The following is a 23,518-nucleotide window of genomic DNA, read 5'->3' on the forward strand; positions in this document are numbered from 1 at the left end:
CTGGCGGGCAACGTCATGGCCGTGCGAACGCAAACCCTGCATGACCGGCAGGGCGCGTGTTGACCGCCGTGTCAGGTCGTGCTGAGCTCGGTACGACAGGCGTTCTGGTCAGCCTGTCAGGTTGCCTGGCAGCTCAGGATCATGTGATCGAGCGCACGGATGGTCGCAGAAGAGGAGCATCGAGTAGTGACGAGTGGCAGCGCGGGGTTCTCGGTGACTCCGGTGGTCAAGAGGAGCGCGGCCGTCCAAGTCGCCGACCAGATCGTCGCGGCGATCCGCGACGAGCAGCTCAAGCCCGGCGACAAGCTGCCCTCCGAGCGCGAGCTGGCGCAGAACTTCGCGGTGAGCCGGCCGACCATCAGGGAGGCGCTCGCCGCCCTTGAGCTCGCCGGCCTGGCCAAGTCCCACAAGGGAAGGGGCACGGTGGTCACCGGTATGGCGTCCACCGTGGCGACCTGGGGCGTGGAGGTGCTGCCGCCGCAGGTGTTCGAGGCCAGGCTCGCGATCGAGCCCTCCCTGGCCGCGCTGGCCGCGGAGAAGCGCCACCCGGAGGACCTCGAACTGCTCGAAAGCACCCTGGCCAGGCTGGAGGCCGAGTACGCGGAGACCGGCGCCCCCGCCGGCGATCTGCCCGTACACCGGGCCATCGCCCGCGCCGCCCGCAACCCGCTGCTGGAACAGGCTCTCGAAGAGACGCTGCGGCACGCCGAGGGGCCGCTGTGGCAGGAGCTGCGGCGCCGCGCGCTGGCCGAGGCCGGCGCCCGCGACCGCCATGTCGAGGAGTCCCGCACGGTGATCAGGCACATCCGGGAGGGCAACGCCGCCGAGGCGGCCGAGGTGTGGCGCCGGCACCTCCTGACCTACCGCGCCGAGATCCTGGGGGCCGCCGCCACCGACGGGTGACCGCCGGCCCCGTTCCCTCGTCGTGCGCGCACCATGCCGCAGGTGAGGTCAGGTTGCCTGGCAGGTTGTCGCCGCGGCTCTGGGGGCGGTCGCCCGCACGAGATCCTGAAGATCGCGGTGACCGACATGCGGGACATCCAAATTTCACCGGAAATCGGGGTGAAACTATCTGGCGGGTCCGGACAAGTAGGGGGTGTCGGGCCTATCGGATGAGAGAAGACAGCGTGACCCACCATGACCGCAAGCAGCGCTTCGAGGTGATTTACGTTGCCAACTACGCCGACATCCTCGCCTACGTCCGGCGACGTATCGACTCCCACGAGGACGCCGCCGATGCCCTCGCCGAGACGTTCGCCACGGCCTGGCGCCGGCTGGACGACGTCCCCGAGGGACGGGACGCGCGCCTGTGGCTGTTCGGCGTGGCCCGCCGGGTGCTGGCCAACGGCCGCCGCGCCGAGTCGCGCCGCAGCGAGCTGGTGGAGCGGCTCGGCCGGCAGCTCGCCGTGTGGGCGGAGCACACCGAGGCCGGCGAGAGCCTGGCGGGCGTGCAGGAGGCGTTCGCGCGGCTGAGCGCCGACGACCGGGAGATCCTCGCGCTGGCCGGCTGGGAGGGGCTGAGCTCCGACGAGATCGCCACCGTCGTGGGCTGCTCGCGGGCCAACGCCCGGCTGCGGTTGCACCGGGCCCGCAAACGGCTGGCCAGGCACCTGGACGCGGCCGGCGTCGACACCGCCCGCATCGGCCTGCGTGCCGTCGCGATGACGAAGGGGGCTGTCTGATGCACGAGATCGACCGCATGGTGGCCGGCATCGCGCCCGATCCCGGTCCCGGCACGACGCCGATCGCCAGGGAGCTGATGGAGGAGATCACCTCCGTCCCCGCCCCCGTCCCCGAGCCCCGCCGCCGCAGTTGGCTCGCCTTTCCCCGGCCGCGCAGGTGGGCGGCCATGCCGGTGGTGGCCACGCTGGCGGCCCTGCTGTCCTTCGGCGTCGCCCAGGCGCCCGCCTCCGCCGCGCTCGACATCGAACTGGTGGGCGACCACTACGTGATCACGGTGAAGGACCTGCTGGCCGAGCCCGAGGTGTACCAGCGGGAGCTGCGGGCCAGGGGCCTGGACATCACGCTCGATCTGGTGCCGACCTCCGCGAGCCTGACGGGCCAGATATTCGTGATCAACGACATGGACCGGTTGCGGTCCGGCGAACTGGTACCCGACGACGGCCCGATCACCACGATCGACGCCCCGGGGTCGTGCGAGCGGTTCGCCGGCTGCCCCGTCGGCCTGAAGGTGCCGGTCGACTTCGACAAGAAGGCCGAGATCAGTCTCGGCAGGCGGGCCCTGCCCGGCGAGAGGTACAAGATGCCGCCCGGCATCGCCCTGCCCGGCGAACCTCTGCATTGCGTGGACTACGTCAACAAGAGCGTCGCGGAGATCTCGGCCCTGCTGCGCGAGCGGGGCGTCACGCCGTCGTACATCTCCTCCGGCAGGCCCTCGGGGCCCTCGGCCCCCGGCGGCTGGTACGTGCACGACGGCGTCATGAGCGCCGACGGCCAGGCCCTCCTGCTGGTCGGCGCCGAGCCCACCACCCGGCGCAACCCGGTGCAGCGGTCCCGCTGCTGATGCCGGCCCGGCACTGAGAGCTTCCACCCGGAGCCGCGGACCCGCTGCTGATCCCGGCCCGGCACTGAGAGCTTCCACCCGGGGCGCGCGCGGCTGAGCGCGCGCCCCCCATCACCGCCATGCGTTGTCGTCGGCATGCGCGGGCCCCCGTCATGCCCCCACGATCGGATTTTGCGTGCTCACCGACACCCGCGTGGCGCTGCCCGCTCAGCGCCCCCTCGCCGACCACAGCTTCTTCGCCGCCCTGCTGCTTCTGGCCGCCGCGCTGCGGGTGGTGACGATGCTCGGCTACCGTCCCGTCACGCTCTACTGGTACGACTCCTTCACCTACCTCGACACCGCCGTGCACCCGGCCCCGTCGGCGACCTTCCACCCGATCGGCTACCCGCTGCTGCTGCGGGCGCTGCTGCCGTTCCACAGCGTGGAGCTGGTCGCGGCCGTCCAGCACGTCATCGGCCTGGGCACCGGCATGCTGCTCTACGCGGTGCTGCGCCGCAGGTCGGCGCCGGGCTGGGTGGCGGCGTCGGCGGCGGTGCCGCTGCTGTTCGACGCCTCCTTCCTGCGGCTGGAGCATGCTGTCCTGTCCGATACGCAGTTCATCTTCCTGATCGTGGCCGGGCCGGCCGTGCTGATGTGGTCGCCACGATTGTCCGTACGCGCCGCCGCCGGAGCGGGCCTGCTGTTCGCCGCGGCCGCGCTCACCAGGACGATCGCGCTGCCGCTGCTCCTGCTCGTCGTATTCGTGCTGGCCGTGCGGCGCGTGGGCCGGCGGCCGCTGGCCGCGCTGGTCCTGGCCGGCACGTTGCCCCTGGCCGGGTACGCCGCCTGGTACGCCCAGCACCACGGCCGTTTCGCCATCAGCGGCGCCGACGGCGTCGCCCTGTGGGCGCGCACGATGACGTTCGCCGACTGCGCCCGCATCCAGCCGCCGCCCGAGCTGGCGCGACTGTGCCCCAACGGGACGAAGGTGGACGCGGCCTCCGAGTACGTGTGGGCCCCTGGTGCCTCGCTCAACCTGCTGCCCGGCGACCGCTTCACGCACAACGACCTGGCCCGCTCGTTCGCGATCGAGGCGATCCTCGCCCAGCCGCTGGACTACCTGGGCGACGTCGTACGCGACACCGCCATCGCCTTCTCCTGGACGCCGGTCCCGCACCCCGACCGCACCACCCCGGCGTTCGGCTTCAGGAGCGGGCACTGGGAGTTGCCCGACCAGCCGCTGATCGACAAGGTGAAACGGGAGTACGACCCGGACCTCCGCGGCCTGTCGTCGGTCTCCCCGTACGCGGACTTCCTCATCGCCTACCAGTACGCGGCCTACCTGCGCGGCCCGTTCCTGGGCCTGATCCTCCTGCTGGGCGCGGTCGCCGCGGTCCGGCGGCCCCGCGTGGCGCTGCTGCCGTGGGCCGTGGCGATGGGCCTGCTGATCGGCCCGGTCGCGGTCCTGGACTTCGACCACCGGTACGTACTGCCCGTCATACCCGTCGCCTGCCTGGCCGCCGCCCTCGCTTTCCGAGCGGGAGAGGAGGGGATTCAGCGGAAGTGGCCGTCCCGCAGGCAGCACCACGACAGCAGGGCGCAATGAGTGGGCGGGAACAACGCGCTCTCTCGAGTCAGGCACACCTCCTCCCTCACCCTGGACGGGCCGGCGTCCGGCACCGTCGGCGAGCTGGGACGGCAACGCGCGCGGCACGGTCAACAGACGGGCCGGCGTCCGGCACGGTCGGCGAACCCATGAAGCTGACCGGCGTGCTGACGGGGGGCGGCCGGCCACCCGCACCGGGCGCGCCCTGCGGCCCTTCATCGCACCGCCGAAGTTGAACGACCCCGCCAGGGCCCAGCCGCGCGGTGACCGGCTGGGACCCGGACCTGGCCCGGGAGAACCACCTGAGGATCACGCACGGCCCTCAGACCGGCTGCCTCGGCGCCGCGCTCGACGGCATCAGCCGCGCCCTCGGTGAGCTGCGCCCTCGGTGAGCTGCGCCCTCGGTGAGCTGCGCCCTCGGTGAGCTGCGCACCGTCTGATCCCCGAGCCAGGTGCTCGTCGAGAGCGCCTGCCATAATCGGCCAATCATGGGCATCCTGCATATTTTTGACATGGACGGCACCCTCCTGGCCGGAACCACCGCCACCCTCGAGATCGCCCGCCACACCGGCACCACGCCACGGCTCCTCGACATGGAGGCCCGTTTCGCCACCGGCGAGCTGGACACCCACGGCTTCTCCGCCGACCTCCACAGCCTCTGGCGCGACCTCACCCCCCAGGTCGTGGCCGCCGCGTACGCCGCCGCCCCCTGGCTCGGCGGCATCGCCGAGGTCTGCGCCGACATCCGCGCGCGCGGCGAACACTCCCTGGTCATCACCATGGCCCCGGACTTCTTCGCCCACCACCTGCTGGAGCTCGGCTTCGACGAGGTCGCCGCCTCCCGCTTCCCGCCCCCGCCCTTCACCGCGCCCCTGGACCCGGCCGGCGTCCTGACGCCCGCCGACAAGGTCCGCATCACCGACAGCACCCGCGCCCGGCTCGGGCTGAGCCTCGACCGGTGCCTGGCCTACGGCGACTCGATGTCGGACGCGCCGCTGTTCCGGCACCTGACCAACACGATCGCCGTCAACGCCGACCACCACCTCGCCGACCTCTCCGCCCTGGACTACCGCGGCGGCGACCTCACCGAGGCCTACCGGCTGGCCCGCACCCTGCTCACGACCGCCACGCCGGCCTGAGCCCTCGTCAGGGGCTTCATGAGCTCCGTACGGGCAGGCTCGTCAAGCCGTGCATGAGCAGCCCCGGACGCCGGGCCAGCCGCTCCTCGGGAACGGCGAGCCGGAGGCCGGGGAGACGTTCGAGCAGGTGGCGGAAGGCCACCGCGCCTTCGGCCCTGGCCAGCGGGGCGCCGAGGCAGTAGTGGAGGCCGTGGCCGAACGCGACGTGCTGGCCCGGAGCCCGGGTGACGTCGAGGCGGTCGGCGTCGGCGAACTGCGCCGCGTCCCGGTTCGCGGACAGGAAGGACACCAGCACGAGCTGGCCCTCCGGGATCTCCGTGCCGCCGATGGTGACAGGCTCCTTGGTGAACCTGAGGGTGGACGTGCTGACCGGCCCGTCGTAACGCAGGAACTCCTCGACCGCCGCCGGCAGCCGGGCGGGGTCCTCACGGAGCTTGGCGAGCTGGTCGGGGTGGCGCAGGAGCGCGAGCGTGCCGTTGCAGATCAGGTGCACGGTCGTCTCGTGGCCGGCCACCGTGAGCAGGAACGCGGTGTCGACGAGCTCCCGCCCGCTCAGCGCGCCCTCCTCGTCTTGGGCCTGCACCATGGCGCTGAGCAGGTCGTCGGCCGGCTCGGCCCGCCTGGCCTCGGAGAGCTCGGCGAGGTACGTGGTGAACTCGGTGGCGGCCCGCACGACCTCCTGCGGGTCCAGTACGGCGCCCTCGATGGTGGTGTTGGACCACTTGATGAGCCGCGGCCAGTCCTCCTCGGGGATGCCGAGCAGCTCTCCGATCACCATGGCGGGCAGGGGCACGGCGTAGTCGTGCAGCAGGTCGAACTCCGGGCCCACCTTGTCGAGAAGGCTCGCGCTGATCTGCTCGATGCGGGGACGCAACGCCTGGACGCGGCCCGGCGTGAACACCTTGCCCACCAACCGGCGCAGGCGCGCGTGGTCAGGTGGGTCGACGAAGAGCATGTTGTGGGGCACCGTGGCCGCGTAGCCGCTGCTGTCGCCGCCTTCCAACTCGTTCGACTTGATCATGTCCGGGTTGTTCGTGAAGTCCTTGCTGAGGCGCGGGTCGGTGCAGGCCACCTTGACGTCCTCGTACCGGCTCACCACCCAGACCTGCACGCCCTGCGGGGTCGCCGTGCGGTAGACAGGGCGTTCTTCGCGAAGTCGCGCGAAAACGGGGTGCGGGTCACGCAAGTAGTCCTCATCGAACAATGTCTCGATCATCGTCACCCTTTCGCATACGGAATGGCAGGAATCCACCCTATGTTCATGATCCAGCGCCTGCCATTTTCCGTTTTCAGTCACCCCGTTTTCGGCCGCCCGAAATGCGATCCAGCAGCCGTTGCAGCAAAGCCGTCGCCTGTGAGCCTGGGGATTCAGCGCCCCCGGGGCAATAACCGTGGCCGTGGGTTTACCGGCGCCGCGCGGCACCCGCTGTTGCCGCGTCGGCACGGCCCTCCACCGCACCAGCAGGCGTTCATGGCCGACCACCGCCACGCCGACGCCGCCCCTCGAGGACCCGTCCACGCTCGGAGCGCCGACGGCACGAAGATCGCGCGCCATGTCCGCATCGAGAGTGCCGTCGAGCACCAAAGGCGCGGTGGTGCGCCAGGCCAGGTCCGGTGGTGCGCTGACAGCCTGCGCGGGTGGCGCCCAGCCCGTCGAGGGTAGGCGCCGCGCGTCAGGCGGGACCGCCAGGGCGATCAGATGAACTGGCCGACGAGGGTGCCGAACTCCTCCGGGCTGACGATCCGCACGCCCAGACTCTCGGCCTTGGCCCGCTTGGAGCCCGCCTTCTCCCCCGCCACCACCAGGGACGTCTTGGCCGAAACGCTGGAGGACGACTTGCCGCCGGCCCGTTCGATGAGCTCGTTGACCTCGTTGCGCGACAGCGCCGCCAGCGGCCCGGTCATCGTTCCGGTGACCACCACCGACATCGACGCCAGCGGCAGCCCGGCCCCGGGCTGCGGCTCCTCCCCCTTGGCGGGCGGGGCGGCGCCGGGCTCGGTCATGTTGACCCCGGCCTGGACGAGCTTGTCGATGAGCGGCGCGAGCTCGATCAGCTCGGCCACCACCACCGGCGCCTTCTCCGGGCCGATGCCGTCCACCTGCTGGATCGCCTCGGCGTCGGCGGCGCGGACGGCGTCCATCGTGGCGAAGTGGCGGGCGATGCGGCGGCTCATGGACCGGCCGGTGCCGCGCACGCCGAGCGCCGCGAACACCCTGCTGAGCGGCCGCGTCTTGGCCCCCTCGAAAGCGGCCAGCAGGTTGTCGGTGCTGGTCTCGCCCATGCGTTCCAGACCGAGCAGCTGCTCGCGGGTCAGGAAGAACAGGTCGGCGAAGTCGGCGATGAGGCCGGCGTCGAGCAGCTGCTTGATGCGGTTTTCGGCCAGCCCCTCGATGTCGAGCTGGTCGCGGCCCACGGCGTAGACGATGGAGGCGATGGCCTGGCAGTCGCGCCCGCGCACGCATCGCCACCGCTCCTGCGACTTGTCGATGGCGTCCCCGCACACCGGGCAGACCTGCGGGATCTCGATGGGAGTCTCGTCGCCGGTGCGCAGGTGCACCACCGGCGCCTCGACCCTGGGGATCACGTCGCCCGCCTTGTAGACGGTCACGCTGTCGCCCAGCATCAGCCCGCGCCGGGTGATGTCGGCGACGTTGTGCAGGGTGGCGTAGGTGACGATGCTGCCGTCCAGCTCGACCGGCTCCAGCACGGCGCGTGGGGCGATGACGCCGGTGCGGCCGGTGTTCCACTCGACGGCGAGCAGCTTGGTGATCTTCTCGGTGGCGGGCAGCTTGTAGGCGATGGCCCAGCGGGGCGCGCGGGAGCTGAACCCGGCCTCGGCCTGGTCCGCCGCGAGGTCGCACTTGATCACGATGCCGTCGATGCCGAACGGCAGCTCGGCGCGGACCGCGGCGATCTCTTCCACCCGCTCCTGCACCCGCTCAAGGCCGTCGGCCACGATCCCCGCGACCGGCGTGGCGGCGGTGGTCTGCACGCCCTGCGCGGCCACCCAGTCCATGATCTGGCTGTGCGGCAGCTCGCGCAGCCGCACCGCCAGCTCGGACTCGTCGTCGGGCGGCGGCACCACGCCGTAGCCGAAGAACGTCAGCTCGCACACGTACGGCCGGTCCTGTGCGCGCAGCGTGCCCGCGGCGGCGCTGCGCGGGTTGGCGAACGTGGTGCCGTCGTGCGCCTGCCGCTTGGCGCACGCCTCCTCGAACTGGGAGGCGGTCATCATGACCTCGCCGCGCAGCTCCACCGTGACCGCCTCGGCCAGCCGGTCGGGCAGCCCGACGATGGTGCCCACGGCGTGCGAGACGTCCTCGCCGGCGGTGCCGTCGCCGCGCGTGACCAGCTGGGCCAGCCGGCCGTGCCGGTATCGCGCCGAGATCGCCAGTCCGTCGAGCTTGGGCTCCACGCTCCACGCCGTCACCGGACGGCCGAGCCTGCGCTCCAATGAGGCGGCCCAGTCGGCGAGCTGCTCGGCGCCGAACACGTTGTCCAGGCTGAGCATGGGCACGGTGTGCGGCACGTCGCCCACCACGGCCCCGCCGGCCACCTTGCCGGTGGGCGAGGACGGCAGCACCGCCTCGGGGTGCGCCTCCTCGTACGCCTGGATGCCGCGGACCAGCCGGTCGTAGGCGTCGTCGTCGAGCGTGGAGGTGCCGTCGGCGTAGTAGGCCGCGGCGGAGTCAACAGCCAGCTGGACGGCTTTGGCATAGGCCGCGTCATCGGCCAGCGCGGTGATCGGGGGCGCGTCGGTCATGGCACCACCATGCCGGTTCCCACCGACAATTCCCACGCTCCCCGATCCGGCGAGAATGGCGCCCGCTCCTGGAGCGGGCACCATGAAGCTTTGGTGCCCCAGCCGGCTCCCCGGGCTGGGGCATGTCGAGATTATGGCCTTACATCCGATTTGTATAGCTTTGGGGAGTAATTTTCCTTGACTGCCGCTGCAAGGACGCGCGCGAGGACGGCGCGGTGATCATTCATCCCACGTACGGATCAAGGGGTGGCACAGGCGCTCGCCGTGGTGGCGCAAGGGCGGGGTCCGGGACCGGGTCGGGATGAGCCACGTGCCGCTGTCCGGCCTGATGAACGCCTTCGCCGACGCCGGGCTGGCCATCGGGCGCGTCTACGAGCCGCAGGAGCGCCCCGTACCGTCCGTCCTGGCCGTCAAGGCGTTCCGGCAGGGCTGACGCTCAGCGGCCGGGCACCGGCAGCAGGGCCAGGTGCTCGCTGGTCACCAGGTCGAACCTCAGCGCGAGCGAGACCAGCGCGTGGCGCTGCCAGTCGGCCTTGCCCGCACCGTCCTGCGGGCTTTTGACGTGCAGTTTCTTCTCAGCCAGGTAGCCGATGTGGAAGCCGATGGCGGTACGGCTCAGCTCCAGGTCGGGCAGCCGCTCGGCGATCTCGGGGATCGTCGGGATGCGCGACGTCGAAGGGTCGCGCAGGCGCGGCTCGCACAGCGCCACCAGGATGCGGAAGTACTTGGCGTTCCGGTCGAGCGGGTAGGCGACCTGCGTGGCCGTCCCCTCATCGGCCATGTCGGCGCGGTTCGGCGGCACATGTACGTGCTGCGGCGCGAACACCAGGAAGGAGACCGTGCCATCGACCGCGGGCAGGCTCACCCTGGAGAACTCGAACGGGATCGGCGCCCCCATGCGCCCCGGCGGCACCTTGACGAACTCCCCGCCCCCTTCCGGGTTCTCCACGACGTACGTCTTCGACGTGCTGAGGTTGGACAGCAGCCAGTAGTCCCCCACGGCGACGATCTCGCCGGCGCGCCGGGAGACCGCGGCGTCGTCGAGCTGGAGGTCCACGGGAGAGCCGGGCGCCCCGCGCCCGAAGAGCGCCTGCTCCCCGGGCGCGAGCTCCAGCGAGTACGGCCGGTCGTCGGTCGGCGCCGCCGCCATCTGGATCAAGATGGTGCTGTGCATCCGCGGGACCTTACTCGCCGGCCGGTGAAGGCGTCCAGGTCATACGGGCAACGGCTTGCCACCCGGGCGCCTGCACTCCCGCAGGCCGCCGTCGGACTCGTCGTTGCCGCCCCCGCGGAAGTAGACCTCGCTGACGTACCCCCACTTGTTGTTGTCGGCCATGGTGGCCGCCCACCAGAAGTTCTGGTACGAGCCCAGCGTGTAGCTCGCCCCGGCCTTCTCACACAGGTACCAGTCGTCCCCCGCCGGATCGATGTAGCCGACGACCTTGCCCTTCGCCGGCGACTCGTAGACCGGGATGCTCCCGCTCGGCGACCAGTCGGGGCAGGTCTGGACCATGTAGCTGTTGTGCCGGTACGGCTTGCCGCACGGGCTGGCGTCCCCCGCCACGGCCCCCGCGGCCGGAGCGGCGACCCCCGCGATCGCCAGCCCGAAGACCGCGGCGAACGCGGCCCGTCGGATACTCATCATGATTTTCCTCCCGATGTCGGTATCCGCGTCGATCCTGCGGGGCGAAGGGCCGTTTCCGTAACCTGGTAGCTACCAGGGCGCGTGGACGGATCCACGATGATCGGCGATGATGAGCTGAATGACGGCTCCGTCCCAAGCAGGTCGCTACCGGATCGAGCAGCTCATCGGTGTCGGGGGGTTCGCCTCCGTCTATCTGGCCCATGACGACGAGTTGCGCTCGCCGGTGGCGGTCAAGATCCTCGCCGACAACTGGGCCCGCCAGGCCGAGGTCCGCGGGCGCTTCCTCCAGGAGGCGCGGCTGCTGCGCAGGGCCGACTCCCACCTGCTCGTACAGGTCTTCGACGTGGGCGAGCTCGACGACGGCCGCCCGTACTTCGTGATGACCTACGCCGACCGCGGCACGCTGGAGGAACGCCTGTCCGGCGGCCCGCTCGCCGTCGACGCGGCGCTCGGCCTGATGCGCGACATCTGCCAGGGCGTGGCCGTGCTGCACAGCATCGGGGTCGTCCACCGCGACCTCAAGCCGTCGAACGTGCTGTTCTGCTCGCGGCCCGAGGGCGGTGAGCGGGTGATGGTGGCCGACCTCGGCATCGCGAGGTCCACCGACCACCTGAGCGGGCTGACGCTGCCGGCGGGCTCGCCCGGTTACCAGGCCCCCGAGCAGCTCTACTTCGACGGCGCCCCGGACGCGCGCGCCGACGTCCATGGGCTGGGCGCGCTGACGTACCACCTGCTCACCGGCAGGGTGCCCGCCAAGCCGGAGCAGCGGGTGCCGCCGAGCGCGCTGCGTCCGGGGGTGCCGGAGGCGGCCGACGCCGCGGTGATGCGCGCCCTGGACCCCGAACGGGAGGCGCGCTGGCCCGACGCCGCCGCCTACGCCACGGCCCTGTCCTCACCGCCCGGCACACAGCCACCGCCCAGCACACAGTCACCATCCAGCATGCAGTCGCCATCCGGCACACAGTCACCATCCGATGCCGAGTCGCCATCCGGCACGCAGCCGCCGCCCGGTACTAACTCGCCGCCCGGTACCCAGCCGCCATCCGGTACGGAGTCGCCGCCCGGTACGCAGTCGCCGCCTCCGTCCGAGGAGCCGCTGGTGAAGCCGCCCGAAGGGGGCCGCCGCCCGAGCCGGCGCTTGGCGTTCGCCGGGGGCGCCGCGGCCGTCGTGGCCGCGGCGGCCGTCACCGCCGTGGTCGTCAACATCGCCCGGAGCCCCGATCCGTCCGGCGGCACCGGCGCGACGGCGGGCCCACCGCCCGCGGCCGGCTCGACCAGCCGTTGGCTGCGCGAGGACTCCGACATCCCCGGCCGATACCGCGAGCTGATCGTGCAGGCGGGCACGTACTGCGAGGAGCCCGGCCTCAGCCCCGCCCTGATCGCCGCGATGCTCAAAGCGGAGTCCGGCTACGACCCCGGCCTGTCCGATCCGGTGAAGGACGAGTACGGCATCTCCAGGTGGACCCCGTCCGTGCTGTGGTACTGGCAGCCGGGCGGCGTGCAGAGCCCTAAGCCCACGCCGCCGTTCAGCCCGGAGCTGTCGATCCTGTCCATGGGACGGTTCATGTGCACGCTGGGCCCCAGGGTCGCGGACCTGCCCGGCGACCCGGCGCTGAAGCTCGCCGCGCTCTACCGCAGCGGGGTCGACCCGCTGAAGCGAGCCGGCGGCATCCCCGAGCGGTGGCGCGACTACACCGAGAAGGTCTCCCGCTACATGCGCGACTACCAACCCACCTGAGCGCCCGCTCGGCCGCCAGGCGCAGGAGGTGTCAGCCCGGCTCGGCTGCCCGGCGAGGTGCCGCCGTGGGTGTCGGGGGTCAGGTGTGCTCGGGCAGCGGGAAGACGGCGACGAAGCGGGCGCCCGGCGAGTGGTCGGCGAGTGTGAGGGTGCCGCCGTGGGCCGTGGCGATGTCGCGGGACAGCGCCAGGCCCAGGCCGCTGCCGCCCTTGTCCTTGGCTCTGGCGCTGGCCAGGCGGGTGAAGCGTTCGAAGATCCGCTCCCTGTCCGGCGGCGGGACGCCCTCGCCGTCGTCGGTCACCGTGACGATGACCTTGTCGCCCTCCACGGCCACCTTCAGGTCGATCCGGGTGGCGGCGTGCCGGGTGGCGTTGTCGAGCAGGTTCGTCAGCAGGCGGTCGAGCTGCATGGGCGAGCCGTGGACGGGCGCCGAGGCGCACAGGTCGGGGATGATGGGCACCCGGCTGCCTTCACGGCGGTCGATCTGGTCCGCCGCCACGCGGACCAGGTCCACCACGCGGCGCTCGCCGGCCGCGCCGGCGTCCAGCCGGGCCAGCATGAGCAGTTCGTCGATGATGCCGGCCAGGCGGTCGGCGGCGGCCAGGGCCTGCTCGCCGGTGGCCGGCCAGTCCGTGTCGTCGGGATAGGCACTGGCCACCTCAAGCTGGGCGCGCAGGGCCGAGATCGGGCTGCGGAGCTCGTGGGAGGCGTCGGCGACGAATCGGCGCTGGGTCTCGACGGTGCGTTCGAGGCGGTCGAGGGTGTGATTGGTGGTGGTGGCCAGCTGGGTGATCTCGTCGCCGGTGTCGGGGACGGGCACGCGCCTGCTGAGGTCCTGGCCGGTGATCTCGGCCAGCTCGGCCCGTACGCGTTCGACCGGGCGCAGGGCGGCCCCGACCACGGCCCACGCGATGCCGGCGACGCTCAGCATGATGAGCGGGATACCGAGAAATATCATGACCTCCACCCAATTGATGGCCTTGTCCACGTCGGCCAGCGAGGCCGCCCCGTAGACCGTGGTCAGACCGACCGGCGAGTTCACCTTCAGGGCCATGACCAGGTAGTGGGCCTCGGGCTCGGTCAAGTGGCGGGACAGCGTGAGCTCGGTCGTGTAGATCTTCTCGGGCTGGTCCGCCCCGAAGCTCATCAGGGTCGGGATCTCGTTCACGCCGGGACTGGTCGCGATCACGTTGCCGCGCGCCGAGACCACCTGCAGGAGCTGGACGCGCGACGGCGTCTGCAGCACCGTGTGGTACTCCCCCGCCTGCACCTCGCTCGCCACCTGGCGTACGGCCAGTTCGAGCCTGGTGCACACGGCCCCGCGCAGGTTGGCGGGCGCGGTGGAGAGCGTGATGACGGCCGTGACGGTGAAGACGACCGCCGCCGCCAGGGTCGCGACCATGGTCAGCCGCGCCCGGATCGAACGTGGAAAAAGCCGTCTTACCATCTCATTCCGACCCCCCGCATCACTATAGGTGACGGCTACCTGCGGATCTTTTCAGCAACATGATGGATGATCTGCAGATATGCGGGTAGTAGACCGACTACGAATACTCTCCGTATTCGCGGGCGGCGGTGCTACGGAGAGCCTGCCGCCGCCCGCGCCCGCCAGGGCAACAGGGCGCCCGTCCCGATCAGCAGGACCCCGGCCACCGCGATGGCGGCGCGCGTGCTCGTCAGCCAGGCCAGCCCGCCCCACAGGGCCGTGGCGGCGGCGATGACCGCGCGCGAGCTGATGGTCCAGGCGGTGAGTACGCGGGCCAGCGCGTCGTCCGGGGTGTTCCGCAACCGGTAGGTGGCGAAGACCGGGTTGAAGACGCCCATGCAGAAGATCAGCGCCAGCTCGACCGCCATCACGACGAGGAGCCCGCCCGTGCCGGGTCCCACGAAGGCGAGCCCGACGAGCCAGAGGCCCCTGGCCACGCCGAAGCCGAGCAGGATCCCGCGCTGTCCGAAGCGCCGGACCAGCGGGGCGGACAACCGGGCGCCCACGAGGCCGCCCAGGCAGGGGATGCCGAAGCCGAGCCCGTACTGCAGGGGTGTGAAGCCCAGGTCGTTCAGCATCAGGTACGTCAGCAGCGGCGCGGTCGCCATGATGAGCGCGGCGACGAGCACGGTGTTGGAGAACAGCAGGCGCAGCACGTGGTCCCTGGCGATGACCCGCCAGCCCTCGACGACCTCGGCCAGGCGCACCTTTCCTGCGCTCCGCGCGGGCGGCGCGGGCTCCGGCGCGGTGATCGCGCGCAGGCCCAGCGCGGACAGCAGGTAGCTGACGGCGTTCAGGACGATCGTGACGACGGGCCCCAGCATCCCGATGAGCGCGCCGCCCGCCGGCGGCCCGACCGCCGTCGAGATCCATCTGACCGTCTCGAACCGGCCGTTGGCCGTCGTCAGGTGCCGCTCGTGGACGAGGGCCTTCAGGTGCGCGCCGCCGGCCCCTGCGAAGAGGATGTCGGCCGCGGCCACCATCACGGCCACCACCAGCAGCTGTACGTAGCTCAGCACCCCCAGGACGTAGGCGACGGGCACCGTCAGCAGCGCGAGGAATCGCACCAGGTCGGCCCGGATCATCAGCGGCCGCTTGGGCCGGAACTCGACCCAGGGCCCCAGCGGCACCGCCAGCAGCGCGCCCGCCGCCGCGCCGGCCGCCGAGATCCAGGACACCTCGGTCGCGCTGATGCCGAGGGCGAGGATGGCGACCAGCGGTATGGCGTCCAGCGCCAGCCCCGTCCCCAGCGCGCTGACCGCGAAGGCCCACCACAACCACCCGAAGTCCCGGCCCAGCCCGGCCTCGCCCGCCATCTCCGCCCCCTTTGCCGGAGGCGATCAAACACCCGGGGACGTCCGGTAAACAAACAACCGCCGCGCCCGGCGGGACAACCCCCGGTTGTACGGCACGCTCAGCCACCGCACGCGCACCCCGCCGCACAGCGGGCCCTGCCACACGCGGCACCGCACGCGCACCCCGCCACGCGCGGCCAACCAGCGCGGCCGCCCGTCAGGTCGCGCTCAGCGCCTTGAGCGTGGCGGCGCCCCCGGGATCGCGCTCCGTGCTCACCGGCACCAGGGCGACCTCGTCGACCCCGGCCGCGGCGTAGTCGGACAGCCGCGCGGTGACCGCGTCCACGTCCCCGAGCAGCGAGACCGAGGCGGCCAGCTCGTCCGGCACGGCGTCGAACAGCTCCCGGGGATGGGGCCGGGTGCGCGCGAACGCGACGACGTCCGCGAAACCGGCCTCGGCGAACATCTCGCCGTACCCGGGCGCGGCCAGGTACCCGACGACGGCGCGGCGGATGCGGTCGACGGCCTCGCGGTCGGGGTCCACGGCGGCGGTGACCCAGGCGGCCACGGAAATGTCCGGGTTGGCGGCCCGAGCCTGGGCGGCCGGTCGCCCGGCGGAGGCGGGCGTGACCAGGTTGAGCACCATGCGATCGGCCAGGGCGGCGGTCCGGACGGCCGACGGCCCGAAGGCGGCGACGGTCAGCCGCGAGCGGGGGGCGGGCAGCCGCAGCCGGTACCCGCCGGCGGACCGCTCCCCGTCGAGCAGCGGCCGCAGGGCCTCGACCGCCTCCCGCAGCGCGGCCGCGGACCGGGCGCGCGAGCGCCCGTGCCACCCCTCGACGACGAGCGGGCTGGACGTGCCCACCGCGACGTCCACCCGCCGCCCGGTCAGCCCGGCGACCGAGGCCGCCCCCATGGCGATCATCATCGGATCGCGTACGCCCACCGCCAGCGGCCCGACGGTGAGCCCGATCCGCGCGGTGGCCAGTCCGACGGCGGTGGCCAGGGCGAAGGCGTCGTACGTGGCCATCTCGCCGATCCACAGCGACGGATAGCCCAGCTCGTCGGCGGCCCGGGCGGTCACCAGGGCCTCCTGCGCGGGCCGGTCCAGCCACAATCCGAGCGACACGCTCAACGAGGGGTTCACCGCAGTTGCTCCGCGCGCACCCAGGTGGCGTGGAAGCCGAGCGGCACCCGCCGCGGCAGCAGCACGCGGGCGACCGGGCCTTCGGAGATCCGGGCCGCGTGCAGGATCCGCACCTCGGAACGGCCTTCCCGCTCGTCGGTGACGGAGCTGACCAGGTAGCCGTCGTCCTCGCCGGTCGAGCCGTCGCGCGGGGCGAACGGGGCCTCGCTGCCGTAGACGCCGGGGCCGTAGAAGTAGCTCTCCTTGGCGCCGGTGGCGTTGTCGTAGCGGACCAGGCCGTCGAACAGGTTCGTCTCGGCGTCGGCCACGGAGACGTTGTAGGCGTAGCGCGTGGGGTATCCGGTGGAGCGCGCGTCGATGGAGGGGAACTCGGTGTTGTGGTCGGGGTCCACGTATCCCTCCGACGTCGCGCCGGTCCGCAGGTCGAAGCGGTAGCGGTACATCCGCGCGTCGAGCTTCAGGTAGGCGACCATGCGCGCCAGCGGCGAGCCGTCGCCGGACGGCGCGGGGCGGGCGACCCGGCAGACGTCCAAGGTGATCTCGTCGTCCTCCTCCCAGGCGTTGACGACGTGGTAGATGTAGCAGGGCTTCGCCTCGAACCAGCGGATCTCGTGCGCCTGGCCGCGCCGCGGGATCACGCCGAATCGCGCGGGCAGCCCGCGGTCGAAGGTCAGCTTGTAGCGGCCCTGCCGCGCGGCGTCGAGGTCCTGGTGGAGGGGCAGGTCCATGAGGATGGCGTGGTTCCGCGTGATCGCCATGTCGTGCGGCAGCCGCGCTCCCGGCAGGTCCACCTCCACGCAGTGCTCCACGCCGCCGCCGGGGCCGACCACCCCGTAGCGCAGGTACGGCGGGCGCGGCCCGTAGTCGAACCAGAACAGCTCGCCGGTGCGCTCGTCCACCTTGGGGTGCGCCATCATGTCGCCGTCGAGCGTGTCGAGGAAGGTGCCGGCGCCGAGCGTCTCCAGCGAGAGCGGGTCCAGCCCGTACGGCGAGCCGCACAGGTACCAGGACGCCAGCACCCGGCCCCGGTGGAAGATCAGATCGGTGTTGGCCGTGTCCTTGAAGGGCAGGCCGCGGGCGTTGCCGAACGGGTTCGCCTTGGGGTTCTCCATGACGCCGGTCCACAGCGACCGGCCGGCCGCGGACTCGGCCTCGAAGGCCCGGGTGCGCACCCAGCGGTTGCGGTAGCGGGCCCGGCCGTTCTCGAAGTGCACGGCGTGGACCATGCCGTCGCCGTCGAACCAGTGGTAGCGCCCCTTCATCGGGAACCGCGCGTTGGGCCCGTTGCGCAGGTAGACGCCGTTGAGGTCCGCGGGGATCCGCCCGATCACCGTGAGCTCGTCGGCGGTGATCTCGTCCTGGACCGGTGCGTAGACGCCAAGCAGGTACGGATTCGGCTCGCCCGACTCGTCCATGATCACGACACTTTCGGCCATGCCCGGAAGCTACGATAGGCGAAGTCAGGTGTCAATATGTGGACATTGACGGTCCGACTTCTGCTTCGTAGTGTGGCGGCCATCACACCAGTGGGAGCCCCGATGACGCATTCCGCCGACCGGATCGCCCGCTACACCGCCCAGGGCTGGTGGACCGGTGACACGATCGACAAGCTCCTCGGCACACACGTCGCGGCCCGTCCCGGCGACGCGGCGATCGTGGACCCGCCGGACAAGGACGGCCCGATCAAGAGGCTCACCTGGGGTCAGCTCGGCGCGGAGGTGGAGCGGGTCGCCGGGGTGCTGCACGCGCACGACGTCGGCCCCGGCGACGTGGTGGCCGTGCAGCTGCCCAACGGCGTCGAGCTGGCGGTGAGCTTCCTCGCGACCGTCCGGCTCGGGGCCACCGTCACCCCCTTCCCCGTGCAGTACCGCGAGTACGAGCTGGCCCAGCTCCTGCCCCTGTCCGCCGCCCGCCTGCTGGTCACCGGCCGCGGGTCCAGGGCGCCCGCGGGCACGCCCACGCTGTCGTGGCCGGACGACCTGGAGGACGCGGCGGGAGCCGAGCCGCCCCGGCGCGAGGCCGACCCCGCCGAGCGGGTGACGATCTGCTGGACCTCCGGCACCGAGGCCGTCCCCAAAGGCGTGCCGAGGTGCCACTACGACTGGCTCGCGGTCGAGGCGATCTGCACGGCCGCGGCCGAACTCACCGCCCGGGACGTCATCCTCAATCCCTTCCCGACGGTCAACATGGCCGGGATCGGCGGCGTCTTCCTGCCGTGGCTGCGGACGGGCGCGCTGCTGGTCCAGCACCAGCCCTTCGACCTGCCCACCTACCTGGCCCAGATCGCGGCCGAGCGGGTCACGTACACGCTGGCCCCGCCCGCGCTCCTCACCCTGCTCCTGCACCAGGACGCGATCCTCGCGCGGACCGACCTCTCCTCGCTCACCCGCATCGGCTCCGGCTCCGCCCCGCTGCCGCCGCCGATGGTGCGCGGCTGGCAGGAGCGGCACGGCATCGCGATCATCAACTTCTTCGGCTCCAACGAGGGCGTCGCCCTGCTGTCGGATCCCGCCCACCTGCCCGACCCGGAGGTTCGCGCCCGGTTCTTCCCGCGTCCGGGCGCGCCGGGGGCGCCGGAGCTGCTCGACCGGGTGAGCACCAGGCTGGTGGGCCCGGACGGCGCGGAGATCACCGAGCCCGGCGTCCCCGGCGAGCTGCGGCTGAGCGGCCCCACGGTCTTCGCGGGCTACCTGCCGGGCACGGCCGCGGCGGACCCGTTCGACGAGGACGGCTACCTCAGGACCGGCGACCTCTTCGAGATCGCCGGCGAGCGGGGGCAGTACCTGCGCTTCGTCGACCGCGCCAGGGACATCGTCATCCGCGGCGGCATGAACATCGCCCCCGCCGAGCTGGAGGCCCTGCTCGCCGGGCACCCGTCGGTCGCCGAGGTGGCGGTCGCCGGATACCCCGACGACGTGCTGGGCGAGCGGGTCTGCGCGGTCGTGGTCCCCAAGGGGGAGATCGACCTGGAGTCGGTCGTCGCCTTCCTGCGGGGCAGGGGCATCGCCTCGTACAAGCTGCCCGAACGGCTGGAGATCGTCGACGCGCTGCCCAGGAACCCCCTCGGCAAGGTGCTCAAGAGGGAGCTGAAGCTGTGATCGGCTTCACCCGCGGCTGACGCCCAGCCGCAGCCGCCGCTCGGGGGCGGCCTCGGGCAGCACGAAATGCACCTCGGCACGGCTGAGCGCCCGCCCGCACGACCGGCACCGCAGGCAGGGACGGAACGGGCGGCCGCACGCGCGATGGGTGACGCGCAGGTCGGTGTCCGGCGGTCCGGCGTACCAGGTCTGCGCCCAGTCGACGATGAAGGCGAAGATCCCGAAGAAGTCCAGCCCCTTGGCGGTCAGCCGGTAGCGGGGCCGCGCCCCGGGCTCGTCGGCGGCGAGCACGCCCAGCTCCGTGAAGCGGCGCAGCCGGTCGGCCAGCACCGACGGCGCCACGCCGAGCTCCGACCGGAAGCCGGCGAAGCGCCGGGTCCCGAGGAACGCGGCCGCGAGGATCACCGTGCTCCACCGGTCGCCCAGCAGCTCGAAGGTCTCGGGGAAGTACGACAGCGGGTCGCGCCCGGCCTGGCCGCGCACGGTCCTGCGATGGTGGCGCGCCACCGTCACCTGGGCGAACGTGGCCGCCCCCCGCACGGTCTCGGTGTCGTGGGCGGTGACCGGCGCCGCGCCGCAGCTCGCGCAGCCCAGCTCCACGTCGGTACGGTTGCCGCAGACGTCGTGCGCGAGCTCCGGCAGCCCGTGGCGGCGCGGCACCCACCTGCGCTCCCACGACCAGATCTCCAGGAGCAGCGGCCACAGCTCGATCGCGCGCTCGGTCAGCAGATATTCGGTACGGGTGCGGCCCTGCTCCCGGTAGGGGACGGGCCGCAGCAGGCCGCCCGCGACCAGTTCCTTGAGCCGGTTGGCCAGCACCGACTCGGACATGCCCAGCTCGTCGCGCCAGTCGGCGAAGCGCCGGACGTGCAGGAGGAAGGCGCGCTGCAGGATCAGCAGCGTCCACTGGTCGCCGATCGCCAGCAGCGCCTGCCCGATCGCGCTGGGCCGCCCCGTTCCCGTCACCGGCTCCGTTCCTGTCACCCGCTCCGCTCCTCGCCACCTGCGACTTCGGCTACAAAAGCTATCCGAGCCGCGCTCGCCCGCGTGCGGTACGCACCTTGAAGTGCGTACTTCCCAATGGAGAGCAGCTCTCCCTAGGTTCGTCACAACGAAACCTGACGAGGGAGTTCTCATGCGCGCAGTCGTCATTCGCGCTTTCGGCGGGCCCGAGGTGCTGGAGATCGCGGACGTGCCGGTGCCCGCGGTGCGGGAGCGGCAGATCCGCGTCCGGGTCGAGGCCGCGACGGTCAATCCCGTCGATCTGGCCACCCGCTCGGGCGCGCTCGCCGAGGCGGGCCTGCTGCCGGCCCGGGACGTGATCGGCATCGGCTGGGACGTGGCCGGCACCGTGGACGAGGTGGGACCCGGCGTGACCGGGGTCGCGCCGGGCGAGCGGGTGATCGGCCTGTCGGACCGCCTCGACGTGCCGCTCGGCGCCCAGGCCGAGTACGTCGTCCTCGACGCGGACGCGGTCACCCGCGCGCCGGCGGGCCATTCGCCGGCGCAGGCCGCGACGTTGCCGCTCAATGGCCTCACCGCGGCGCAGGCGCTCGACCGGCTGGACCTGGCCGCCGGGCGGACGCTGCTGGTCACCGGCGCGGCCGGGGCCGTGGGCGGGTTCGCCGTGCAGCTGGCCGCCGCGCGCGGGCTGCGGGTGGTCGCGGTGGCCGGTGCCGAGGACGAGCCGCTGGTGCGCGGGCTCGGCGCGCAGTGGTTCGTGCCGCGTACGGCACGGCTGGGCGAGGCCGTGCGCGCGCTCGTCCCCGGCGGCGTGGACGGGGCGCTGGACGCGGCCGTGAACGGCGCGGCGGCCCTCGACGCCGTCCGATCGGGTGGCGTCCTCGCCGCGCTGGTCGCGGGCGGAGCGCCGGCGCCGTTGCGCGGCACGCGGGTGTTCGACCACTGGATCCGGGCCGACGGCGCCCGCCTCGCGGACCTGGTCGCGCTGGTCGAGGCCGGCGCCCTCACGCTGCGCGTCGCCGGGACCCTGCCCCTGGATCAGGTCGCCGCCGCCCACGGGCGCCTGGCCAGGGGCGGCCTCCGCGGCCGCCTCGTCCTCATCCCGTGAACAGCGCTCAGGCGCGGGCCCGGCCGAGGGCGAGGGTGACGGCGGCGGCCAGGGCGGCGATCACTGCGTACGCGATCGTCGTGACGTCGGTGCCGTGCTGCCAGCCGAGCGCGCCGACCGTGGTGGCCATGGCGGCCACGCCCAGGGAGGAGCCGACGTAGCGGGCGGTGTTGTTGGCGCCCGAGCCCATGCTCGCCCTGGCGGTCGGGACGCTCTCGATGGCCAGGTGGGTCAGCGAGGCGTTGATGAGGCCGCTGCCGACGCCGCCGACCACCAGGCCGGCCACGACCCGCGTCCATGGGGCCGCGTCCGCGGCCCCGAGCATGAGCAGGCCGCCGGCGGCGGCCAGGAGCAGGCCGAGCGCGAGGCGGACGCCCGAGTGGACGCGCAGGTGCCGGGCCAGCAGGGAGGCCAGGAACGACATGCCCGACCAGAGCGAGAACAGCACGGCGCTGGTGAGCGGGGTGAGCGAGCGGGCCGTCTGGAGCACGGTCGGCAGGTAGCTCATCATCCCGATGACGGCGACCCCGGTGACGAACGCCCCCGACGTGGCCACCAGGAAGAGCGGGCGGCGCAGCAGGCCGAGATCGAGCAGGGGCTCGCGGCGGCGGTTCTCGACCAGCGTGAACGCGGCCAGCAGCACGACCGCGGCGGCGAACGACGCGTACACCACGGGCCGGTTCCAGCCCAGCCGGCCCTCGGTGACCCCGGCGAGCAGCGCGGCCGTGCCGAGCGCCAGGGTGATCGCGCCGGGCAGGTCGTGCGGCCGGCGGCGCTCGCCGCGCGACTCCGGCAGCACCCGGCCGGCCGCCACGGCCAGGGCCGCTCCGGCGACGGCGATCAGGAGGTGCACGCCGCGCCAGCTCCAGGCGGCGGCGATCGAGCCGGACAGCAGCGGCCCCAGGGCGATGCCCAGGCCCAGCATCGCGCCGTAGCGGCCGGTCACCCGCACGCGCTCCGGGCCGCCCGGGTAGGCGTGGCCGAGCATGCCCAGGCCGCCCGCCAGCATGGCCGCGCTCGCCCCGCCCTGCACGAGCCTGGCCACGACGAACATCGCGGTGTTCGTGGACAGCGCCGCCAGCAGGGCTCCGGCGGCCAGCGCCCAGGTGCCGGCGACGTAGGCGCGCCTGCGCCCGTGGTCGTCGGCGAGCCCGCCCGCGACCAGCAGGAGCGCGGACAGGCCGAGCGAGATCGAGTTCAGCATCCAGGCGGGGCCGGTGGGACCCGAGCCGAGGTCGGCGGCGGCCTGGGACAGCGTGACCATCGGCACCGTGTAGTTGATCAATGCGAGCAGCGCGGCGGCGCAGGCCGCCACGGCCACCGTGCCCGCCGCGCGCGGAGCCGTCGAGGCGGGAGCCGATCCGGCGAGTGTCACGACATCTCCTTGGTTCATTCATTGAACTATGGAGGCACACGCTAACACGCCAAGGTTCAATGAATGAATTACCCTTGGGGTCATGGCTCTCGGCAAGAACTACGACGGCCAGGACTGCTCGCTCGCCCGCTCCCTGGAGCTGGTCGGCGAGCGCTGGACGATGCTCGTCATCCGCGACGCCCTGTACGGCGTGCGCCGCTACGGCGACTTCCTGGCCCACCTGGACATCCCGCGAGCCGTGCTGTCCCAGCGCCTGACCACGCTCGTGGACGCCGGAGTCCTGCGCCGCCACCGCTACCAGGACTCACCGCCGCGCGAGGAGTACGTCCTGACCGAGATGGGCCAGGAGCTCTGGCCGGCCGTCCTCGTCCTGGGCAACTGGGGCGAACGCCACCTGTCGGGCAAGCCGCGGCGGATCTTCTGCCACGTGCCCTGCGACGCCAGGATCGACGGCTACGGCGTGTGCCCGGCCTGCGGCGTCCGCCCGGAGCTGACCGAGATCGAGGTCCGCCCCGGCCCCGACGCCGACCTCTTCCGCGACGACCCGGTCAGCCGCGCCCTGCGGCGCCCGCACCGCATGCTCGACCCCCTGCCGCACACCGTGCCGCGCACCGTGCCGCACACCGGGCCCGAAGCACCCTGAGCACCGG

At 72.6% G+C, this 23,518-nt stretch carries 21 protein-coding genes; 11 read left to right on the plus strand and 10 right to left on the minus strand.

Going from position 1 to position 23,518, the window contains the following annotated elements; genetic code table 11:
* Positions 1–186 precede the first annotated feature (186 nt).
* From ABZS69_RS11960 to ABZS69_RS11985, 6 genes are all read left to right on the plus strand, one after another.
* Positions 187–903: a GntR family transcriptional regulator gene (locus ABZS69_RS11960; protein ID WP_355369977.1), complete on the plus strand. Its 717-nt coding sequence runs from the start codon at positions 187–189 to the stop codon at positions 901–903.
* A gap of 224 nt (positions 904–1,127) precedes the next feature.
* A complete protein-coding gene (locus ABZS69_RS11965) occupies positions 1,128–1,682 on the plus strand; it encodes an RNA polymerase sigma factor (protein WP_355369979.1) in 555 nt (184 codons plus the stop codon).
* Positions 1,682–2,524 carry a hypothetical protein gene (locus tag ABZS69_RS11970; RefSeq protein WP_355369981.1) on the plus strand — a complete coding sequence of 281 codons (843 nt, stop codon included), beginning with the start codon at positions 1,682–1,684 and terminating at the stop codon, positions 2,522–2,524. The genes ABZS69_RS11965 and ABZS69_RS11970 overlap by 1 nt, the downstream gene beginning before the upstream one ends.
* A gap of 175 nt (positions 2,525–2,699) precedes the next feature.
* The gene (locus ABZS69_RS11975; RefSeq protein WP_355369983.1) at positions 2,700–4,109 is read left to right on the plus strand and encodes a hypothetical protein; all 1,410 of its coding nucleotides are present in this window, start codon (positions 2,700–2,702) and stop codon (positions 4,107–4,109) included.
* A 263-nt stretch (positions 4,110–4,372) separates the two neighbouring features.
* Positions 4,373–4,501 (plus strand): hypothetical protein, encoded by a 129-nt coding sequence (locus ABZS69_RS11980; RefSeq protein WP_355369985.1) that lies wholly within the window; start codon positions 4,373–4,375, stop codon positions 4,499–4,501.
* A 120-nt stretch (positions 4,502–4,621) separates the two neighbouring features.
* Positions 4,622–5,248: a haloacid dehalogenase-like hydrolase gene (locus ABZS69_RS11985; RefSeq protein WP_355369987.1), complete on the plus strand. Its 627-nt coding sequence runs from the start codon at positions 4,622–4,624 to the stop codon at positions 5,246–5,248.
* A gap of 16 nt (positions 5,249–5,264) precedes the next feature.
* On the opposite strand, the gene ABZS69_RS11990 is transcribed toward ABZS69_RS11985, so the two are convergent.
* The gene (locus ABZS69_RS11990; RefSeq protein ID WP_355369989.1) at positions 5,265–6,464 is read right to left on the minus strand and encodes a cytochrome P450; all 1,200 of its coding nucleotides are present in this window, start codon (positions 6,462–6,464) and stop codon (positions 5,265–5,267) included.
* A gap of 479 nt (positions 6,465–6,943) precedes the next feature.
* Positions 6,944–9,013, minus strand: a complete 2,070-nt coding sequence (gene ligA / locus ABZS69_RS11995; protein WP_355369991.1) for an NAD-dependent DNA ligase LigA — start codon at positions 9,011–9,013, stop codon at positions 6,944–6,946.
* 301 nt (positions 9,014–9,314) lie between these two features.
* Here ligA and ABZS69_RS12000 point away from each other — a divergent pair, with 301 nt between their 5' ends.
* Positions 9,315–9,446 carry a hypothetical protein gene (locus ABZS69_RS12000; protein WP_355369993.1) on the plus strand — a complete coding sequence of 44 codons (132 nt, stop codon included), beginning with the start codon at positions 9,315–9,317 and terminating at the stop codon, positions 9,444–9,446.
* 3 nt (positions 9,447–9,449) lie between these two features.
* Here the strand turns inward: ABZS69_RS12000 and ABZS69_RS12005 are convergent, their stop codons facing one another.
* Together ABZS69_RS12005 and ABZS69_RS12010 are read right to left on the minus strand one after the other, a co-directional pair.
* Positions 9,450–10,187, minus strand: coding sequence for a winged helix-turn-helix domain-containing protein (locus ABZS69_RS12005; RefSeq protein WP_355369995.1), 738 nt, complete (start codon positions 10,185–10,187; stop codon positions 9,450–9,452).
* 39 nt (positions 10,188–10,226) lie between these two features.
* The gene (locus ABZS69_RS12010) at positions 10,227–10,658 is read right to left on the minus strand and encodes a hypothetical protein (protein ID WP_355369997.1); all 432 of its coding nucleotides are present in this window, start codon (positions 10,656–10,658) and stop codon (positions 10,227–10,229) included.
* A 118-nt stretch (positions 10,659–10,776) separates the two neighbouring features.
* On the opposite strand from ABZS69_RS12010, the gene ABZS69_RS12015 reads away from it, so the two are divergent.
* Entirely contained in the window at positions 10,777–12,396 is a 1,620-nt protein-coding gene (locus ABZS69_RS12015; RefSeq protein WP_355369999.1) for a protein kinase, read from the plus strand.
* Positions 12,397–12,475: 79 nt separating this feature from the next.
* Here the strand turns inward: ABZS69_RS12015 and ABZS69_RS12020 are convergent, their stop codons facing one another.
* The 4 genes from ABZS69_RS12020 to ABZS69_RS12035 all read right to left on the minus strand — a co-directional run bounded on the left by ABZS69_RS12020 (position 12,476) and on the right by ABZS69_RS12035 (position 17,760).
* Positions 12,476–13,843, minus strand: a complete 1,368-nt coding sequence (locus ABZS69_RS12020) for an ATP-binding protein (protein ID WP_355370001.1) — start codon at positions 13,841–13,843, stop codon at positions 12,476–12,478.
* A 131-nt stretch (positions 13,844–13,974) separates the two neighbouring features.
* The gene (locus ABZS69_RS12025; protein WP_355370003.1) at positions 13,975–15,198 is read right to left on the minus strand and encodes an MFS transporter; all 1,224 of its coding nucleotides are present in this window, start codon (positions 15,196–15,198) and stop codon (positions 13,975–13,977) included.
* Positions 15,199–15,394: 196 nt separating this feature from the next.
* Positions 15,395–16,324: an LLM class F420-dependent oxidoreductase gene (locus tag ABZS69_RS12030; protein ID WP_355370005.1), complete on the minus strand. Its 930-nt coding sequence runs from the start codon at positions 16,322–16,324 to the stop codon at positions 15,395–15,397.
* The gene (locus ABZS69_RS12035; RefSeq protein ID WP_355370007.1) at positions 16,321–17,760 is read right to left on the minus strand and encodes a carotenoid oxygenase family protein; all 1,440 of its coding nucleotides are present in this window, start codon (positions 17,758–17,760) and stop codon (positions 16,321–16,323) included. Before ABZS69_RS12035 ends, ABZS69_RS12030 begins: the two co-directional genes overlap by 4 nt.
* Positions 17,761–17,862: 102 nt before the next feature.
* Between ABZS69_RS12035 and ABZS69_RS12040 the strand changes: the two genes are divergently transcribed.
* A complete protein-coding gene (locus tag ABZS69_RS12040) occupies positions 17,863–19,422 on the plus strand; it encodes a class I adenylate-forming enzyme family protein (RefSeq protein ID WP_355370009.1) in 1,560 nt (519 codons plus the stop codon).
* A gap of 6 nt (positions 19,423–19,428) precedes the next feature.
* On the opposite strand, the gene ABZS69_RS12045 is transcribed toward ABZS69_RS12040, so the two are convergent.
* On the minus strand, positions 19,429–20,406 hold the full coding sequence (locus tag ABZS69_RS12045) for a helix-turn-helix domain-containing protein (RefSeq protein ID WP_355370011.1): 978 nt from the start codon (positions 20,404–20,406) through the stop codon (positions 19,429–19,431).
* 151 nt (positions 20,407–20,557) lie between these two features.
* Between ABZS69_RS12045 and ABZS69_RS12050 the strand changes: the two genes are divergently transcribed.
* The gene (locus ABZS69_RS12050) at positions 20,558–21,493 is read left to right on the plus strand and encodes an NADP-dependent oxidoreductase (RefSeq protein WP_355370013.1); all 936 of its coding nucleotides are present in this window, start codon (positions 20,558–20,560) and stop codon (positions 21,491–21,493) included.
* A gap of 7 nt (positions 21,494–21,500) precedes the next feature.
* Here ABZS69_RS12050 and ABZS69_RS12055 read toward each other — a convergent pair whose 3' ends face one another.
* Positions 21,501–22,868, minus strand: a complete 1,368-nt coding sequence (locus ABZS69_RS12055; RefSeq protein ID WP_355370015.1) for an MFS transporter — start codon at positions 22,866–22,868, stop codon at positions 21,501–21,503.
* 82 nt (positions 22,869–22,950) lie between these two features.
* On the opposite strand from ABZS69_RS12055, the gene ABZS69_RS12060 reads away from it, so the two are divergent.
* Positions 22,951–23,511 (plus strand): helix-turn-helix domain-containing protein, encoded by a 561-nt coding sequence (locus ABZS69_RS12060; RefSeq protein WP_355370017.1) that lies wholly within the window; start codon positions 22,951–22,953, stop codon positions 23,509–23,511.
* Positions 23,512–23,518 lie beyond the last annotated feature (7 nt).

Source organism: Nonomuraea sp. NPDC005650, assembly GCF_040605375.1.
Taxonomy (GTDB): domain Bacteria; phylum Actinomycetota; class Actinomycetes; order Streptosporangiales; family Streptosporangiaceae; genus Nonomuraea.

What these genes read in the sequence shown, in the direction of transcription:
- ABZS69_RS12020 (WP_355370001.1), bottom strand. Translation starts at nt 13,843, where the DNA reads ATGGTAAGACGGCTTTTTCCACGTTCGATCCGGGCGCGGCTGACCATG.
- ABZS69_RS12035 (WP_355370007.1), bottom strand. Translation starts at nt 17,760, where the DNA reads ATGGCCGAAAGTGTCGTGATCATGGACGAGTCGGGCGAGCCGAATCCG.
- ABZS69_RS12060 (WP_355370017.1), top strand. Translation starts at nt 22,951, where the DNA reads ATGGCTCTCGGCAAGAACTACGACGGCCAGGACTGCTCGCTCGCCCGC.
- ABZS69_RS11985 (WP_355369987.1), top strand. Translation starts at nt 4,622, where the DNA reads ATGGACGGCACCCTCCTGGCCGGAACCACCGCCACCCTCGAGATCGCC.
- ABZS69_RS11990 (WP_355369989.1), bottom strand. Translation starts at nt 6,464, where the DNA reads ATGATCGAGACATTGTTCGATGAGGACTACTTGCGTGACCCGCACCCC.
- ABZS69_RS12000 (WP_355369993.1), top strand. Translation starts at nt 9,315, where the DNA reads ATGAGCCACGTGCCGCTGTCCGGCCTGATGAACGCCTTCGCCGACGCC.
- ABZS69_RS11970 (WP_355369981.1), top strand. Translation starts at nt 1,682, where the DNA reads ATGCACGAGATCGACCGCATGGTGGCCGGCATCGCGCCCGATCCCGGT.
- ABZS69_RS12010 (WP_355369997.1), bottom strand. Translation starts at nt 10,658, where the DNA reads ATGATGAGTATCCGACGGGCCGCGTTCGCCGCGGTCTTCGGGCTGGCG.
- ABZS69_RS12005 (WP_355369995.1), bottom strand. Translation starts at nt 10,187, where the DNA reads ATGCACAGCACCATCTTGATCCAGATGGCGGCGGCGCCGACCGACGAC.
- ABZS69_RS12040 (WP_355370009.1), top strand. Translation starts at nt 17,863, where the DNA reads ATGACGCATTCCGCCGACCGGATCGCCCGCTACACCGCCCAGGGCTGG.
- ligA (WP_355369991.1), bottom strand. Translation starts at nt 9,013, where the DNA reads ATGACCGACGCGCCCCCGATCACCGCGCTGGCCGATGACGCGGCCTAT.
- ABZS69_RS12015 (WP_355369999.1), top strand. Translation starts at nt 10,777, where the DNA reads ATGACGGCTCCGTCCCAAGCAGGTCGCTACCGGATCGAGCAGCTCATC.
- ABZS69_RS12050 (WP_355370013.1), top strand. Translation starts at nt 20,558, where the DNA reads ATGCGCGCAGTCGTCATTCGCGCTTTCGGCGGGCCCGAGGTGCTGGAG.
- ABZS69_RS12025 (WP_355370003.1), bottom strand. Translation starts at nt 15,198, where the DNA reads ATGGCGGGCGAGGCCGGGCTGGGCCGGGACTTCGGGTGGTTGTGGTGG.